General features: G+C 62.5%; 12 protein-coding genes. 7 read left to right on the top strand and 5 right to left on the bottom strand.

The features are described 5' to 3' along the window. Positions 1 to 21 precede the first annotated feature (21 nt). The 7 genes from ABID16_RS18270 to bfr all read left to right on the top strand — a co-directional run bounded on the left by ABID16_RS18270 (position 22) and on the right by bfr (position 8835). Positions 22 to 921 carry an ImuA family protein gene (locus ABID16_RS18270; protein WP_354557801.1) on the top strand — a complete coding sequence of 300 codons (900 nt, stop codon included), beginning with the start codon at positions 22 to 24 and terminating at the stop codon, positions 919 to 921. Next, complete coding sequence (locus ABID16_RS18265) at positions 821 to 2368, top strand: Y-family DNA polymerase (RefSeq protein WP_354557966.1); 1548 nt, start codon at positions 821 to 823, stop codon at positions 2366 to 2368. Before ABID16_RS18270 ends, ABID16_RS18265 begins: the two co-directional genes overlap by 101 nt. After that, the gene (locus tag ABID16_RS18260) at positions 2365 to 5757 is read left to right on the top strand and encodes an error-prone DNA polymerase (protein WP_354557800.1); all 3393 of its coding nucleotides are present in this window, start codon (positions 2365 to 2367) and stop codon (positions 5755 to 5757) included. The genes ABID16_RS18265 and ABID16_RS18260 overlap by 4 nt, the downstream gene beginning before the upstream one ends. Positions 5758 to 5876: 119 nt before the next feature. Next, positions 5877 to 6476 (top strand): bifunctional nicotinamidase/pyrazinamidase, encoded by a 600-nt coding sequence (pncA, locus tag ABID16_RS18255; RefSeq protein WP_354557799.1) that lies wholly within the window; start codon positions 5877 to 5879, stop codon positions 6474 to 6476. 20 nt (positions 6477 to 6496) lie between these two features. Further along, positions 6497 to 7801 carry a nicotinate phosphoribosyltransferase gene (gene pncB, locus ABID16_RS18250; protein WP_354557798.1) on the top strand — a complete coding sequence of 435 codons (1305 nt, stop codon included), beginning with the start codon at positions 6497 to 6499 and terminating at the stop codon, positions 7799 to 7801. 143 nt (positions 7802 to 7944) lie between these two features. Next, positions 7945 to 8250, top strand: a complete 306-nt coding sequence (locus ABID16_RS18245; protein ID WP_354557797.1) for a (2Fe-2S)-binding protein — start codon at positions 7945 to 7947, stop codon at positions 8248 to 8250. A 99-nt stretch (positions 8251 to 8349) separates the two neighbouring features. Continuing rightward, on the top strand, positions 8350 to 8835 hold the full coding sequence (gene bfr / locus ABID16_RS18240) for a bacterioferritin (protein ID WP_354557796.1): 486 nt from the start codon (positions 8350 to 8352) through the stop codon (positions 8833 to 8835). A gap of 64 nt (positions 8836 to 8899) precedes the next feature. Here bfr and ABID16_RS18235 read toward each other — a convergent pair whose 3' ends face one another. The 5 genes from ABID16_RS18235 to rlmH all read right to left on the bottom strand — a co-directional run bounded on the left by ABID16_RS18235 (position 8900) and on the right by rlmH (position 13993). Next, complete coding sequence (locus tag ABID16_RS18235) at positions 8900 to 9421, bottom strand: RNA pyrophosphohydrolase (RefSeq protein WP_354557795.1); 522 nt, start codon at positions 9419 to 9421, stop codon at positions 8900 to 8902. Positions 9422 to 9429: 8 nt separating this feature from the next. After that, complete coding sequence (locus tag ABID16_RS18230; protein ID WP_354557794.1) at positions 9430 to 10620, bottom strand: divergent polysaccharide deacetylase family protein; 1191 nt, start codon at positions 10618 to 10620, stop codon at positions 9430 to 9432. A 66-nt stretch (positions 10621 to 10686) separates the two neighbouring features. Next, on the bottom strand, positions 10687 to 12009 hold the full coding sequence (locus tag ABID16_RS18225) for a S41 family peptidase (RefSeq protein ID WP_354557793.1): 1323 nt from the start codon (positions 12007 to 12009) through the stop codon (positions 10687 to 10689). Then, entirely contained in the window at positions 11999 to 13414 is a 1416-nt protein-coding gene (locus ABID16_RS18220; RefSeq protein ID WP_354557792.1) for a murein hydrolase activator EnvC family protein, read from the bottom strand. Before ABID16_RS18220 ends, ABID16_RS18225 begins: the two co-directional genes overlap by 11 nt. A gap of 96 nt (positions 13415 to 13510) precedes the next feature. Beyond that, the gene (gene rlmH / locus ABID16_RS18215; protein WP_112629711.1) at positions 13511 to 13993 is read right to left on the bottom strand and encodes a 23S rRNA (pseudouridine(1915)-N(3))-methyltransferase RlmH; all 483 of its coding nucleotides are present in this window, start codon (positions 13991 to 13993) and stop codon (positions 13511 to 13513) included. Positions 13994 to 14023 lie beyond the last annotated feature (30 nt).

Below are 14023 nucleotides of genomic sequence, written 5' to 3'. Positions count from 1 at the left end.
GAACAATTTGGAGTGAACGCCATGGCAAATGCCGCTTTGGCGAAGGCGAACCTGCATGCCTTGCGTCAGGTCGTCGCCGCTATTGAAGAGGGGCGCCAGCATACCGGCAAGCTGGACGAGCCGCCTGCCGCCGACGCGGCGGCGGGGCGGCTGGCGCTGGGGGTCGAGGCGTTTGATGCCTGGCTGGAAGGCGGTGTGTCGCTTGCCGGGCTTTGCGAATTGCGCGCGGCGCTGACCATGGATGCAGGTGCTGCCACGGGTTTTGCGCTGGCTCTCTCGTCGCTCGTTCAGGAACGGGTGCGTCCCGAACGGCCGATCCTCTGGATTTCCGAGCGGGAGGCGGGGCGTGAGGCAGGCCTTGCCCATGCGGCCGGTCTCGTCAGCTTCGGTCTTGCACCGTCGAGCCTCATCACGGCCCATCCGCGCCGCCTCGATGAGGCGCTGTGGGTGGCAGAATCAGCCCTTCAGACGGAGGCTTTTTCGGCGGTCGTTCTGGAAGTGCGCGGCAATCCGGCCAAGTTCGGGCTGACGGAAAGCCGGCGGCTGCATCTGAGGGCGCGGGAGGCGCGCCTGCCGCTCCTGCTGCTGCGCCAGGCCGGCGAGGAGGAGGCAAGCTCCGCCCAGCTGCGCTTCCTCGTTGAGGCCGCCCCTGCCGGTCTTCGCCGCATCGGCCGCTATTCAGCCCCCGGCACGATCGGCCATCCCGCCTTTCGCATCACCGTCGAAAAGAGCCGCAATCCCGCACCCTTCGCCTTCACCATGGAGTGGAACGCCGATGACCGTCAATTTTACCCCGCCGGACACGACACTCTTCACACATCTGGGCCAGCGCATCCTCACGGTTCTCCTGCCGCGCCTGCCAACGGACCGGATCGCGCGGATCAGATGGGGCGCCTCCTGGCGTTCAGCCGGGCGTCCTGAGCACCCACCGGTCGTCATCTCGGCGCGCATCCGCAATGCCATGCGGCTCTCGGCCCTCGATGAGCTGGCGGCACGCGTCGGTTTACGCGTTGGTCAGGGCGTGGCGGAGGCGCGGGCCTGCCTGCCGGAACTCGACGTCATTGAGGCGGACGCGGCGGCGGATGCGCGGCTGCTCGCCAGCCTTGCGGACTGGTGTGGGCGCTATACGCCGCTGGTCGCCCTTCATGGCGACAACGCCCTCTTTCTCGACGTGACCGGCTGCTGTCATCTCTTTGGCGGGGAGCGTGCGCTGTTCGACGATCTGGCGGCGCGGCTCTTTCACATGGGTTTCGAGGCACGGCTTGCCCTTTCTGCGACGCCCGGCCTTTCCTATGCTATGGCCTTTGCGGGCCGGCAGCAGGTATTGCCCACGGGTGAGGAAGCCGCCATGCTACGCGGTCTGCCGCTGGCGGCGCTACGGCTGTGGCCTGCGACACTCGACGGACTTGCGCAGGCCGGGCTGAAGCGCGCTGGCGACATTATGGACCTGCCGCGTGCGCCGCTGGCCCGCCGCTTCGGGCCGGATGTTCTTACCCGTCTCGATCAGGCTCTGGGACGTGAAGGTGAGCCGGTCTCACCGCGTCTGCCGGTCGCGGCCCTGTCCGCTGAGCGGCAACTGGCCGAGCCGGTGACGGGCGAGGAGGATATTCTGGCGCTGGCCGCACATCTCGGCGGCAATCTGGAAGAGGTGCTCACCCAGCGCGGTCTGGGCGGCCTCCGTTTCGCGCTGACGCTTTATCGGGTCGATGGCAAGGTCGTCTCGATCGTCGTTCGTGCACCGGCACCGCTGAAGGCCACTGCCCGCATTGCCGGGCTTTTCCGCGAGCGCCTTGCCGCCATTCACGACGATTTCGATGCCGGTTACGGGTTCGAGACCGTGCGGCTTTCGGTTCTGGCGACCGGGCCGCTTGACCCGGTGCAGCCGGATTTCGCCAGTGCCGGACGGTCCGATCTGTCGCTCGACGATTTCGTCGGCAAGGTCGAGGCACGCCTTGGCGGCGGCGTGATCCGCGTTCCGGTCCTCAACGAGAGTCACGTTCCGGAACGCGCCTCGGCGCTTGCTCCTTTCAGCCACGACGCCATGGCCGGTTCGGCGGCCGCGCATTGGCCGACGCGGCTTCGGCCCATGCGGTTGTTTCCCCATCCAGAGCCCGTGGAGGCGATCGCCGAAGTGCCGGAAGGCCCGCCGATCACGTTTCGCTGGCGGCGCACGTTCCACCGCGTCAGCCGTGCGGAAGGGCCGGAGCGGATCGAGGCGGAATGGTGGATCGATGGTGAGACGGCAAGCCCGCGCGATTATTTCCGCATCGAGGATCAGGGCGGTCGGCGCTTCTGGCTTTATCGGGAGGGGCTTTATGGAATGGGTGCGCTTCCCCCGCGATGGTTCATGCACGGGGTCTTCGCATGACAACCTTCCCCGAACTTGCCTTTACAGAACTGGGCGCGCGCAGCAATTTCTCCTTTCTCGAAGGGGCGTCCCACCCGGAGGAAATGGTGGATGCCGCGAGGGCAGCAGGTCTGTCGGGCCTTGGCCTTGCTGACCGCAACACGGTGGCGGGTGTCGTCAGAGCGCATCTGACCGCCAAGGAGCGCGGCTTTCCCTACAAGCCCGGCGCGCGGCTGGTCTTCAGCGATACGACGCCTGATATCCTCGCCTATCCGATTGACCGTCCCGCCTGGGGTCGTCTCTGCCGCATGCTGAGCGCTGGAAATATGCGGGCCGAAAAGGGTACCTGCCGCCTCTTCGAGGCTGATCTGATGGAATGGAGCGAAGGACTTCTGCTGATCGTCCTGCCGCCGGCCGATCAGGAAAGCGAGCCGCTGGCCGCCTTTCTCGCCCGCCTCAAGGCGCGCTTTGGCGATGCCGTGCATCTCGGCCTTTCTGCGCGCTATGACGGAAATGACCGGCTGAGTTTCGGCTGGTTGTCGGTGCTGGCCGAAAGCTGCGGTGTGCCCCCGGTGGCGCTCAACGAGCCCTTCTATCACGATCCAGTACGCCGTCCTCTTGCCGATATCGTGGCGGCAATCCGCCATCGGGTGAAGGTTGCGGATGCGGGGTTCCTTCTCGCCGCCAATGCCGAGCGGCATTTGAAAGGGCCTGCGGAGATGGCGCGGATTTTCCGCGACTATCCTCATGCCATCCAGAATGCGCAGAGCTTCTTCACACGGCTACGCTTTTCGCTCGATGAACTGAAATATCAATATCCGGACGAGTCTTTTCCCGGCGAAACACCAAGCGAGACGCTACGTCGGTTGGCATGGGAAGGAGCTGCAAAACGCTATCCGGGTGGTGTTCCTGAAAAGGTTGCCGGACAGATCGAGTACGAACTGGCGATCATCGCCAAGCTTGAATACGAGCCCTATTTTCTCACGGTGCACAATCTGGTGAATTTTGCCCGTTCAAAGAATATCCTTTGCCAAGGTCGAGGATCGGCAGCCAATTCCACCGTCTGCTATTGCATCGGCATTACGGAGGTCAATCCCAGTTTGACGGACCTTCTCTTTGAACGGTTCATTTCGCCAGACCGCCGGGAACCGCCCGATATTGATGTCGATTTCGAGCATCGGCGGCGAAGCGAGGTCATTGAATATATCTACGATCGTTACGGACGCGATCACGCAGGGCTTGCGGCGGCGGTGACGACCTACAGGGCGCGTTCGGCGGGACGCGAGACTGCCAAAGCACTCGGGCTTTCGGAGGATGTGCAGTCGGCGCTGTCTGGGGCGATCTGGGGCTGGTCAACCAAGGAATTGAGCGAACGGGAAGCGCGCGCAGCCGGTCTCGATATTCGCGATCCGCTGACGCGCCGGGTACTCGATCATGCCTCGACGCTCATGGGCTTTCCGCGGCATCTGACGCAGCATTCCGGCGGTTTCGTCATCACGCGAGACCGGCTCGATGAGGTCGTCCCGATCATGCCGACCGCTATGGACGAGCGCACCATGGTGGAGTGGGACAAGGATGATCTCGATGCATTGGGTATTCTCAAGATCGACGTGCTGGCACTCGGAATGCTCACCTGCATTGCCAAGGCCTTTGAACTTCTGGAAAATCATTACGAGCGGCCGCTGACCATCGCTACAATCCCCCAGCATGAAAGCTTTGTTTATGAAATGGCCAGCCGGGCAGACACGATCGGCGTCTTCCAGATCGAAAGCCGGGCGCAGATGTCGATGCTGCCACGGCTGAAGCCGAAGGAATTCTACGATCTCGTGATTGAGGTGGCGATCGTCCGGCCCGGTCCGATTCAGGGCGGCATGGTGCATCCTTACCTGAAGCGGCGGCAGGGGAAAGAGGATGTCACCTATCCGAAAGAGGAGTTGAAGGCTGTGCTCCATAGAACCCTCGGCGTGCCGCTCTTTCAGGAACAGGCGATGAAGATCGCCATTGTCGCTGCCGGGTTCACGCCGGCAGAGGCCGACAAACTGCGCCGCGCCATGGCGACCTTTCGCCGGCTCGGCACGATCCACGAGTTCCGCCACAAGATGGTCGCCGGCATGGTGGCGAACGGCTATGAGGCCGAGTTTGCGCTACGCTGCTTCCAGCAGATCGAGGGGTTCGGGGATTACGGCTTTCCGGAAAGCCACGCGGCCTCCTTTGCGCTTCTCGTCTATGCGTCCTGCTGGCTGAAGGCAAAATATCCGGATGTGTTCTGCGTTGCCATCCTCAATTCCCAGCCGATGGGTTTTTACGCGCCAGGCCAGCTTGTCCGTGATGCCCGCGAACATGGTGTCGAGGTGAGGCCGGTGGACGTGAACCTGTCGGATTGGGATTCGACGCTGGAAGAGGCCGTGTTCGAGCCGCGTCACATCGCACCGGCGCACCGGTCCATGGCGGGGGTCATCGCGACGACGCGGGCGGTCCGGCTCGGATTTCACCAGATCAAGGGGCTTGGCGAGGAGGATATGAAAAGACTCGTGGCGCATCGCGGCGCGGGCTATCCCTCGATCCGGGCGCTCTGGCTGCGGTCTGGGCTGACGCGCAGCACGATCGAGCGGCTGGCGGATGCCGATTGCTTCCGCTCCATGGGCCTCGACCGGCGTCAGGCGCTCTGGGAGGCGCGGGCGCTCGACAAGAAGTCCGCAGCCGAGGCCATGCCGCTTTTTGAAGCGGCGAAGGGGCGGGCGGAGGTTGTTGGAGACATTCAGGCCGAGCCGCAGGTTCTTCTGCCGAAGATGCGCGACAGCGAACATGTGGTGCAGGATTACCGTTACCTGACACTCTCCCTGAAGGCGCATCCGCTTTCCTTCCTGCGCGAAAGGCTTTCCGGCATGGGGGTTGGAACCTCCGAGCGGGTCAAGACATCGATCAATGGCAAGCGGCTGACGGCGGCGGGTCTGGTGCTCGTGCGCCAGCGGCCGGGCACCGCCAAAGGCGTGATCTTCATGACACTGGAGGACGAGACGGGCGTTCTGAATGTCATCGTCTGGCCGAAAGTGTTCGAGCAGTTCCGGCCAGTCGTCATGGGCGCACGGCTCGTGAAGGTACGCGGACGCTTACAAAGTGCGGAGGGCGTCACCCATCTCGTGGCGGAGCATATCGAGGATATCTCGCCTCTGCTCGGTCTTTTGGAGGCCCAGGGTGCCGATCTTGATAGTCTGGCGCGTGCGGATGAGGTGCGCCGGCCGGGTATTGATCCGCGTGAAAAGCGCAGCGAGGATTATTGGCGACGGGGCGGTTCGCCGGATTCGGCAGCTGTTCCAGGCCCCGGACCGGGATCCGTATTGCCGCCTGTGTTAGTGCCGCGCCACATTCCGGCAGCGGACGTGATGCCGAAGGGGCGCAATTTTCATTGAACGCGCCTTGTGGCGCGGGGCGAACTGTGATTTCCCTTCGATACGCAAATTCAAAATGTTAGAGCACCTTGGTGTATCCGCAAGGATTTCGAGGCGCTCGCGGTGCCAAGGAGAGTGGCATGAGCGGCAAGGCGTTGATCGTCATCGACATGCAAAACGATTTCTGCCCGGGCGGTAAGCTCGCCGTGGCTGATGGCGACGCGATCCTGCCTGCCGTCAACCGGCTGATCGGCGAATTCGAGCATGTCGTGCTCACACAGGACTGGCATCCGGCCGGACATTCCAGCTTTGCCTCGTCGCATCCGGGCAAGGCGCCGTTCGAGGATATCGACATGCCCTATGGTCGTCAGACGCTCTGGCCCGACCATTGCGTGCAGGGGACGGAGGGTGCGGCGTTTCATCCGGCGCTCGTCTGGACCAAGGCCGAGATGGTGATCCGCAAAGGTTTCCGCGCCGGGATCGACAGCTATTCGGCCTTTTTCGAGAACGATCACAGGACGCCGACGGGCCTTGGCGGCTATCTGAAGGAGCGCGGCATCGACACGGTGACGCTCTGCGGGTTGGCTACGGATTATTGCGTGGCCTACTCGGCGCTCGATGCCGTCTCGCTCGGTTTCAAGGCGGATGTCCGACTAGAGGCCTGCCGTGGCATCGACCTTGGCGGCTCGGTTGCCACGATGGTCGGCCGCATGCGCGCCGCCGGCGTTATCATCGCCTGATTGCGACCGGGGAGGCTATCATGACCAAGACCGATCTGGCGCGCCGCGTCTATAATCACGCCTGGAAGCTGGACCCGATCATCCGTAGTCTGCTCGATACGGATTTTTACAAGCTGCTGATGCAGCAGATGATCTGGCAGCAATATCAGGACGTGAATGTCGAATTCTCGCTGATCAACCGGACGAAGACCGTGCGCCTCGCCGATGTGATCGATGAAGGCGAATTGCGCGAGCAGCTTGATCATGCCCGCACGCTGCGCTTCTCCAAGAAAGAAATGATCTGGCTGGCGGGTAACACATTTTATGGCCGCAAGCAGATTTTCTCGCCAGATTTCCTGCAGTGGCTGACCGATTTCCGCCTGCCGGAATATCAGCTGGAAAAGCGTGATGGTCAGTATGAACTTACGTTCTCCGGTCCGTGGGCCGAGACGACCATGTGGGAAATTCCGGCTCTCGCCATCATTAACGAGCTTCGTTCGCGCGCCGCGCTCAAGGGTTTCGGGCGCTTCGAGCTTGACGTGCTCTATGCCCGCGCCAAGGCGCGGATGTGGACGAAGGTTGAGGCGCTGAAGCAATATCCGGCGCTGAGGATTTCCGATTTCGGCACACGGCGGCGGCATTCCTTCCTCTGGCAGCGCTGGTGCGTCGAGGCTCTCAAGGAAGGGATCGGCGCTGGTTTCTCCGGCACGTCCAACGTGCTGCTCGCCATGGACACCGATCTCGAAGCGCTGGGCACCAATGCGCATGAACTGCCGATGGTGGCGGCAGCGCTCGCCGAGACCGATGCGGCTCTCACCTATGCGCCGTACAAGGTTCTGGAAGACTGGCGCCAGCTTTATGGCGGCAACCTTCTGATCGTGCTGCCGGACGCCTTCGGCACGGCCTCCTTCCTGCGCAATGCGCCGGACTGGGTGGCCGACTGGACAGGTTTCCGCCCGGACAGCGCGCCGCCGATCGAGGGCGGCGAGAAGATCATCGAATGGTGGGAAAAGAAGGGGCGCGATCCGCGCAGCAAGCTCCTCGTCTTTTCCGACGGTCTCGACGTCGAAACGATCATCAAGACCTACCGCCACTTTGAACGTCGTGTGCGCATGAGCTTTGGCTGGGGCACCAACCTTACGAATGACTTTGCCGATTGTGCGCCACGTGACACGCCCGGCCTTCTACCGATCTCTGTCGTCTGCAAGGTGTCGCATGCCAATGGCCGGCCGGCGGTGAAGCTATCGGACAATCCGCGCAAGGCGACGGGCGAACCTGCCGAGGTGGAGCGTTACAAGCGCTTTTTCGGCACCGAGGACTTCGCCGAACTCGAGCTGAAGGTCTGAAGATGCCTCTGGGTGCCGCCTGGTTCACGGTGCGGACGCAGCGTTCACAAAAGCTTGCGAATTCAGCGCCTGATCTATCTTGACAAGCACTCTCCGGTTTTGATTAAAGTGGAGCTCAGAAGATAGGTTTAGAGACGCCTGCCATGCTGGTCTGTAGCTGCAATTTCATCACCGACACCGAGATCCGCGATGTCATCAACGCGTTTCTCGAGGAGGATTGCTGGCAGCTCATCGTGCCCGGCAAGGTTTATCACGCCATGCAGAAGCGCGGTCGTTGCTGCGGCTGCTTCCCGAACGTCGTGGATATCATCGTATCGACGACGGAAGAATTTCATCGCAAGCGCAATTTCGCCGACGAGAAAGTGGTCGATTTCATGGAGCGGCTACGCCGCTTCGAGGAAGAGCAGAAGACCGCGCTGCGTGAACGGCGCAATCCCCGCGTTGCCTGATTTCAACCGCACGTTTCCCGTAAAATTACTTGATGACCGTCAAGGACACCGATTCACGGGAATCGGGGCGGCCCTATTTTTTATCCAGAGGAGATGCATATGAAAGGCGACCAGAAAGTCATCGAACGGTTGAACGAGGCACTGTTCCTTGAGCTTGGTGCTGTGAACCAGTACTGGCTGCATTATCGCCTGCTGGAAGACTGGGGCTATCAGAAGCTCGCCAAGAAGGAGCGTGCCGAATCGATCGAGGAAATGCAGCACGCCGACAAGATCGTCGCCCGCATCATTTTCCTGGAGGGCCATCCCAACCTGCAGACGGTCGCGCCGCTACGCATCGGACAGAACGTCAAGGAAGTGCTCGAGGCTGATCTCGCTGGCGAGTATGACGCCCGCACCTCCTACAAGAAGTCGCGCGAAATCTGTTACGAAGCCGGTGACTACGTCACCATGCAGCTTTTCGAAGGGCTGCTGGCGGATGAGGAGGGCCATATCGACTTCCTCGAAACGCAGCTGGAGCTTCTCGGCAAGATCGGCGAAGAGCGCTACGGCCTGCTCAACGCGGTATCTGCCGACGAAGCGGAATAAGCGCTTTCCCGAAAATCAGAAGGCCTCTTCGCGATAAGCAAAGGGGCCTTTTTCGTGTGTGGCTTCACGCCCCGAGATGCCGGAAGGCTTCGACGACCTTCAGATAGACATCCCGCTTGAAGGGAACGATGAGCTCGGGCAGCTCCTCCATCCGCTTCCATTCCCAGGCGTCGAATTCGGCGGAATGGCCGCCGGGCGGCGGGTTGATGGCGATCTCGTCTTCAGAGCCCTCGAAGCGGAAGGCGAACCAGCGCTGGGTCTGGCCGCGATATTTGCCCTTGAGGCCGATCCCGATGAGCTGCGGCGGCAGGTCATAGTTGATCCAGTCCGGCGCTTCGGCCAGCAGGCTCGCGCTCTTGATGCCGGTCTCTTCGTAAAGCTCGCGCCAGGCGGCCTCCAGCGGCTCCTCGCCCTTGTCGATACCGCCCTGTGGCATCTGCCAGAGCTGCGGCGAACCGTCATATTCGGAATTCTCTTCCGGGATGCGTCGTCCGGCCCAGACGAGGCCGTCGCGGTTGATCACCATGACGCCGACGCAGGGGCGATAGGGCAGATCTTCCGCCCTGAGAATTTTATGCTCTTTCATGGGGCTGCTCAGTTCTTTGCGGGTGTGTCGGCGAGGGCTGAAACGCCGACGATTTCTATCCCGCGGCCTTGCGCATCGTCCACCCATTTCTTGATGGCGGCGATGCTTTCATCGAAGCCGGCGGCGACGCCGATCGCAGTTCCGTTGCGGGCCGCCATGCGTTCCAGATCGTCCAGCTTCTTCAGGATGGCGGTCTGGTTTACTTCGGTGTCGAGCGTCAGGCTTGCAAAGGCGTGAGGCATGGAAAGCGCGCCTGCGAGCTGCCCGCTGAGCGACTGGGCCGTGGAGCCGTCATCGAGGAACATCAGCCCGCGCGCCGCAATATCGCGCATCACCGGCTCCAGCGCATCGGGATCGGCCAGGAACTTGCCGCCGAGATAATTCATGATGCCGGTGTAGCTGTCCATCCGCGCCATGTCCTGGTGCAGGTTGGCCATGTTGGCCGCTGTTCCCTTTGAGGTCACCAGCGTGCCGGGACCCGGATTATTATCCGGATAATCAAATGGTTCCATCGGAACTTGAAGCAATACTTCGTGGCCGTTGCGGCGGGCTTCCGGAACCCAGCGCGAAAGGCTGTTGCCATTGGCGGCGAAGGCGAGCGTCACCTCTTCCGGCAGATCGCGAACCGCGCGCATCGTGCCGGTCTGGCTGATGCCCAGGCCCGAGACGACGATTGCAATACGCGTGCCGCGCGCCCCGGACCATGGGCGGGCATAAAACTCGAAGGGCCGCAGGCCGTCCGCGCCGATCTTGGGCAATCGCCCTTGCGGTGTGTCTTCGATGAGATCGAGATTGGGCATGCCGGCCAACCGGCGTTCCTGCGTCTTGCCGGCATTGATCATCACCGGGCCGGAGCCGTCGCGCGCCTTGGGCGAGTAGGTGGTGACGACAGAGCCGTCGTCCATCGTCTGATTGACCACGTTGGCGCCCTCCTGACCGTGGCTCTTCGACAGGCCGCTGACATTGGCGCCGGGATTGCCGCCTGGGTTCAAGGGCTTCGTCGCTGCCTCTTTCGGCGGTGCGGGCATACGTGCATCGGGCAGTTTTTCGCCGTAGAACCAGGGCCAGGCCGAAATTCCGCCTATGATCACAAGGCCGGCAAGCCAGCCTGCGCCCGTCAAAATACGTCGAAAGGGGATACCGTCTTTCGACGTCCCCTTGCGATTCTGTCCGAGCGGCGCATGAAAGTCGCTGTTCACGATAGCTCTTGCCTGGCTGGAAGCCATGCCCGGATCGAGGTGTTCCTCCATCCGGGCAGGCTTGCATTACTTGGCCATCGTGACCTTGGTCGGGTCCGGCGGGAAGGACGGGTCGGTCTTGACGCCGCGCAGCAGGTCGAGCGCGTAGTGAAGCTGGACGTCGTCCTTCGGATCCGGCGGCACATAGGCGATGGAGCCGGAGCCCTCGGTCGTCTCGCTCTGGCCCTTGATATGGCCGGAGAGGCTCGATTCACCCTCGACCTCGACCTTACCCTTCAGATCGTCCGGAACCGGTTCATCGACCTTGATATCCGGCGTGATGCCGGTGCCCTGGATCGAGCGGCCGGACGGCGTGTAGTAGAGCGCCGTCGTCAGGCGCAACGCGCCGCTGTCGCCGAGCTGGATGATCGTCTGCACCGAGCCCTTGCCGAACGAACGCGTGCCGACAACGGTCGCGCGCTTCAGATCCTGCAATGCGCCAGAGACGATTTCCGAGGCAGAAGCCGAGCCACCGTTGATCAGCACGATCAGCGGCTTGCCATGCGAGAGATCGCCTTCGGTCGCGTCGAAGCGGCGGGTTTCGCTGGCCTCGCGGCCACGGGTGGAGACGATTTCGCCCTTGTTCAGGAAGGCGTCGGAGACGTCGATCGCCTGGTCGAGCAGACCACCGGGGTTCAGTCGAAGGTCGAGCACATAGCCCTTGAGCTTGTCGTCCGGCACCTGCGCCTGGATCTTGTCCATGGCCTTCTTCAGGTCATCGAAGGTCTTTTCGGTGAAGGAGATGATGCGGAGATAACCGACATCGCCCTCGACGCGATACTTGACCGCCTGAACGGCGATGATGTCACGCTTGACGGTGAATTCCAGCGGCTTGTCGGCGCCCTGGCGGATGACTTCGAGCTTGATCGCCTCACCGACCTTGCCGCGCATCTTTTCAACCGCCTGGTTCAGCGTCAGGCCGCGTACGTCGGTGCCGTCGATCTTGGAAATATAGTCGCCGGAGAGAATGCCTGCCTTGGCGGCCGGCGTGTCCTCGATCGGGGTGACGACCTTGACGAGATCCTTGTCCATCGTGACTTCGATGCCGAGCCCACCGAATTCACCCTTGGTCTGGGTGCGCATGTCGGCGGCCTGATCGGCGTTCATGAAGCTCGAATGCGGATCGAGCGACGAAAGCATGCCGTTGATGGCCGCTTCGATCAGCTTCTTCTCATCCGGAGGCGTCACATATTGCGCCCGAACCCGTTCGAACACATCGCCGAATACCGACAGTTCCTTGTAGGTGGCGTTGCCGGCGGCAGAGGCGGGAACGCCGGCCGAATAGATGACGCTCATCGCCGTCGCGCCGAGAAGCGCACCCGCGACAAGAAGTGAAGCCTTACGTATCATTGCGAGCCTTTCCAATCTGTGGAGCGGTCCACCAGGGACGGGAATCAACCGGTTTACCGTTTTGCCTGAATTCAATGTAAATGCTTGGCCTGTCCGTGACCAGCGCCAATGCAGCGGCACTTGCTACTCTTTTTTCACCCATGACCGCCAAGGGCTCGCCCGCCACAACGAACTGGCCCGGCCGCACAGAGACAGCTCCCATGCCCGACATGACGACATGATAGCCGTCGCCGGGATTGAGGATGACCATCTGGCCGTAGCTGCGGAACGGCCCGGCATAAACAACCCAGCCATCCGACGGCGCGGTCACGACGGCGGCCGGCGCGGTTGCCAGTGTGAGGCCCAGGGCGACGTGTCCGGTACCGTCCGGATCGCCGAAATTGCGCACCACCTCGCCCGTCGCCGGAAGCACGAGTTTGCCGGTCAACTTGGCAAAGGCATATGCGGGCGCAATGCGGTTTTTATCGGGCGGCATCTGGCCGGGGGCCGTCCCTGAATTGGCCTGTGCCTTGGCGGCGGCAGCCGCATCGCGCACGGAGCCGATCTGGTCTTCCAGCGAACCGATGAGGTCCTGAAGCGTGGCGGCCTTCTTCGCCAATTGTTCCGATTTCGCCCGTTCGTCGGCCAGCTGCTGTTCGGTCTGGGCGGCGTTTTTCTCGTTTTCCGCAATCAGCAGGTTCATGCGCCGCTGTTCCTCCAGATTGGAAGTCATCAGGGTCGCAAGCGAGGCGCGTTCGTCGCCGATCTTCTTTTGCGTCTCCGCGAGCTTCGAGAGGTCGGCAATCAGCTTGTCCGTCTCGTGGCGGATGCCGGGCACGACCGCGCCGAGCAGAATGGCGCTGCGGACGGATGAAAGCGCGTCTTCGGGTGTTACCAGCAGGGCCGGCGGGGGGTTGCGGCCCATGCGTTGCAGCGCGGCCAGCACTTCCGCAAGAAGGCCGCGCCGCTCATGCAACGAGGCTTTGGCATTTGTCTCGTCGGAGCGCAGCCGCGCGAGCGATTTCTCGCCTTCGGCGATCTTCATCTCCAGCTCCTTGCGGCGTGTAGCGGAGATGACAAGCGCGTCGCGAATGCTCGCCGTGTTCTGCTTGAGATCGGCAATACCCTTTTTCAGCGTCTCGACACGCTCGTCGGAGAGCGTGATTGTCTTGGAAAGCGTTTCCAGTTCCTGGCGGGTGGCTTCGCGGCGGGCGGCGAGGTCGGCGGTCGGGTCGGCGGTGCCGGCATTCGGCGCGGCGCCTGCGGCCGTGCGATCCTGTTTGGGTGCCGTTGCCGCATCCTGCGCGCCGGATCTGTGAATATCCACCGGGGCAAGGACGAGACCAAGAGCCAGCGCCGGCAAGACAAGCACATACGCGGCGCGGTGCGCCGTTGCTGCTCCTCGTGTCGCCTGTTCCGTTGTCATGAGACCTTTGGTCGCTCCCGGCCTGTTCATTGGCGCGGAAGCCTAAAGAACCAACCCTTCGGCAAGCTTGTGTTCAGGGATTGTGTCAGAAGTCGGTCACGCCCGGTGATAGGGATGGCCCGACAGGATGGTGACGGCCCGGTAAAGCTGTTCGGCGGCCATGATGCGCACGAGCTGGTGCGGCCAGGTCATCTTGCCAAAGCAGATCTGCGCGTCGGCCCGCGCCACCAGATCCGGGTCGAGCCCGTCCGCGCCGCCGATGGCGATCATCAGGTCGCGCTTGCCGTCGTCGCGGTAGCGGCCGATGAGGTTGGCGAAATCCTCCGAGCCCAGCGCCTTGCCGCGCTCGTCGAGCAGAATGAGGACCGCGCCCTCGGGCAATGCCTTGTCCAGCATCCCGGCTTCTTCGCGCTTGCGGCCTTCGGGCTGCGGCAGGCGGCTTTCCTGGACTTCGACAACGCGGGAGAATTCCAGGCCGATGGCAGGTCCGGCCTTTGCAAAGCGGTCGAGATAACGCGCCGCAAGATCCTTCTCCGGTCCGGCTTTCAGCCGTCCCACAGCGAAAAGTCCAACCCGCATAACGCCCACCTCACATCGTCATGTGACTGC

Origin of the sequence: Limnomicrobium aquaticum (assembly GCF_040545545.1) — a bacterium.
In the GTDB taxonomy this organism is placed as follows: Bacteria; Pseudomonadota; Alphaproteobacteria; order Rhizobiales; family Rhizobiaceae; genus Ensifer_A; species Ensifer_A aquaticum.
This window is presented reverse-complemented; position numbering and strand designations above follow the sequence as displayed.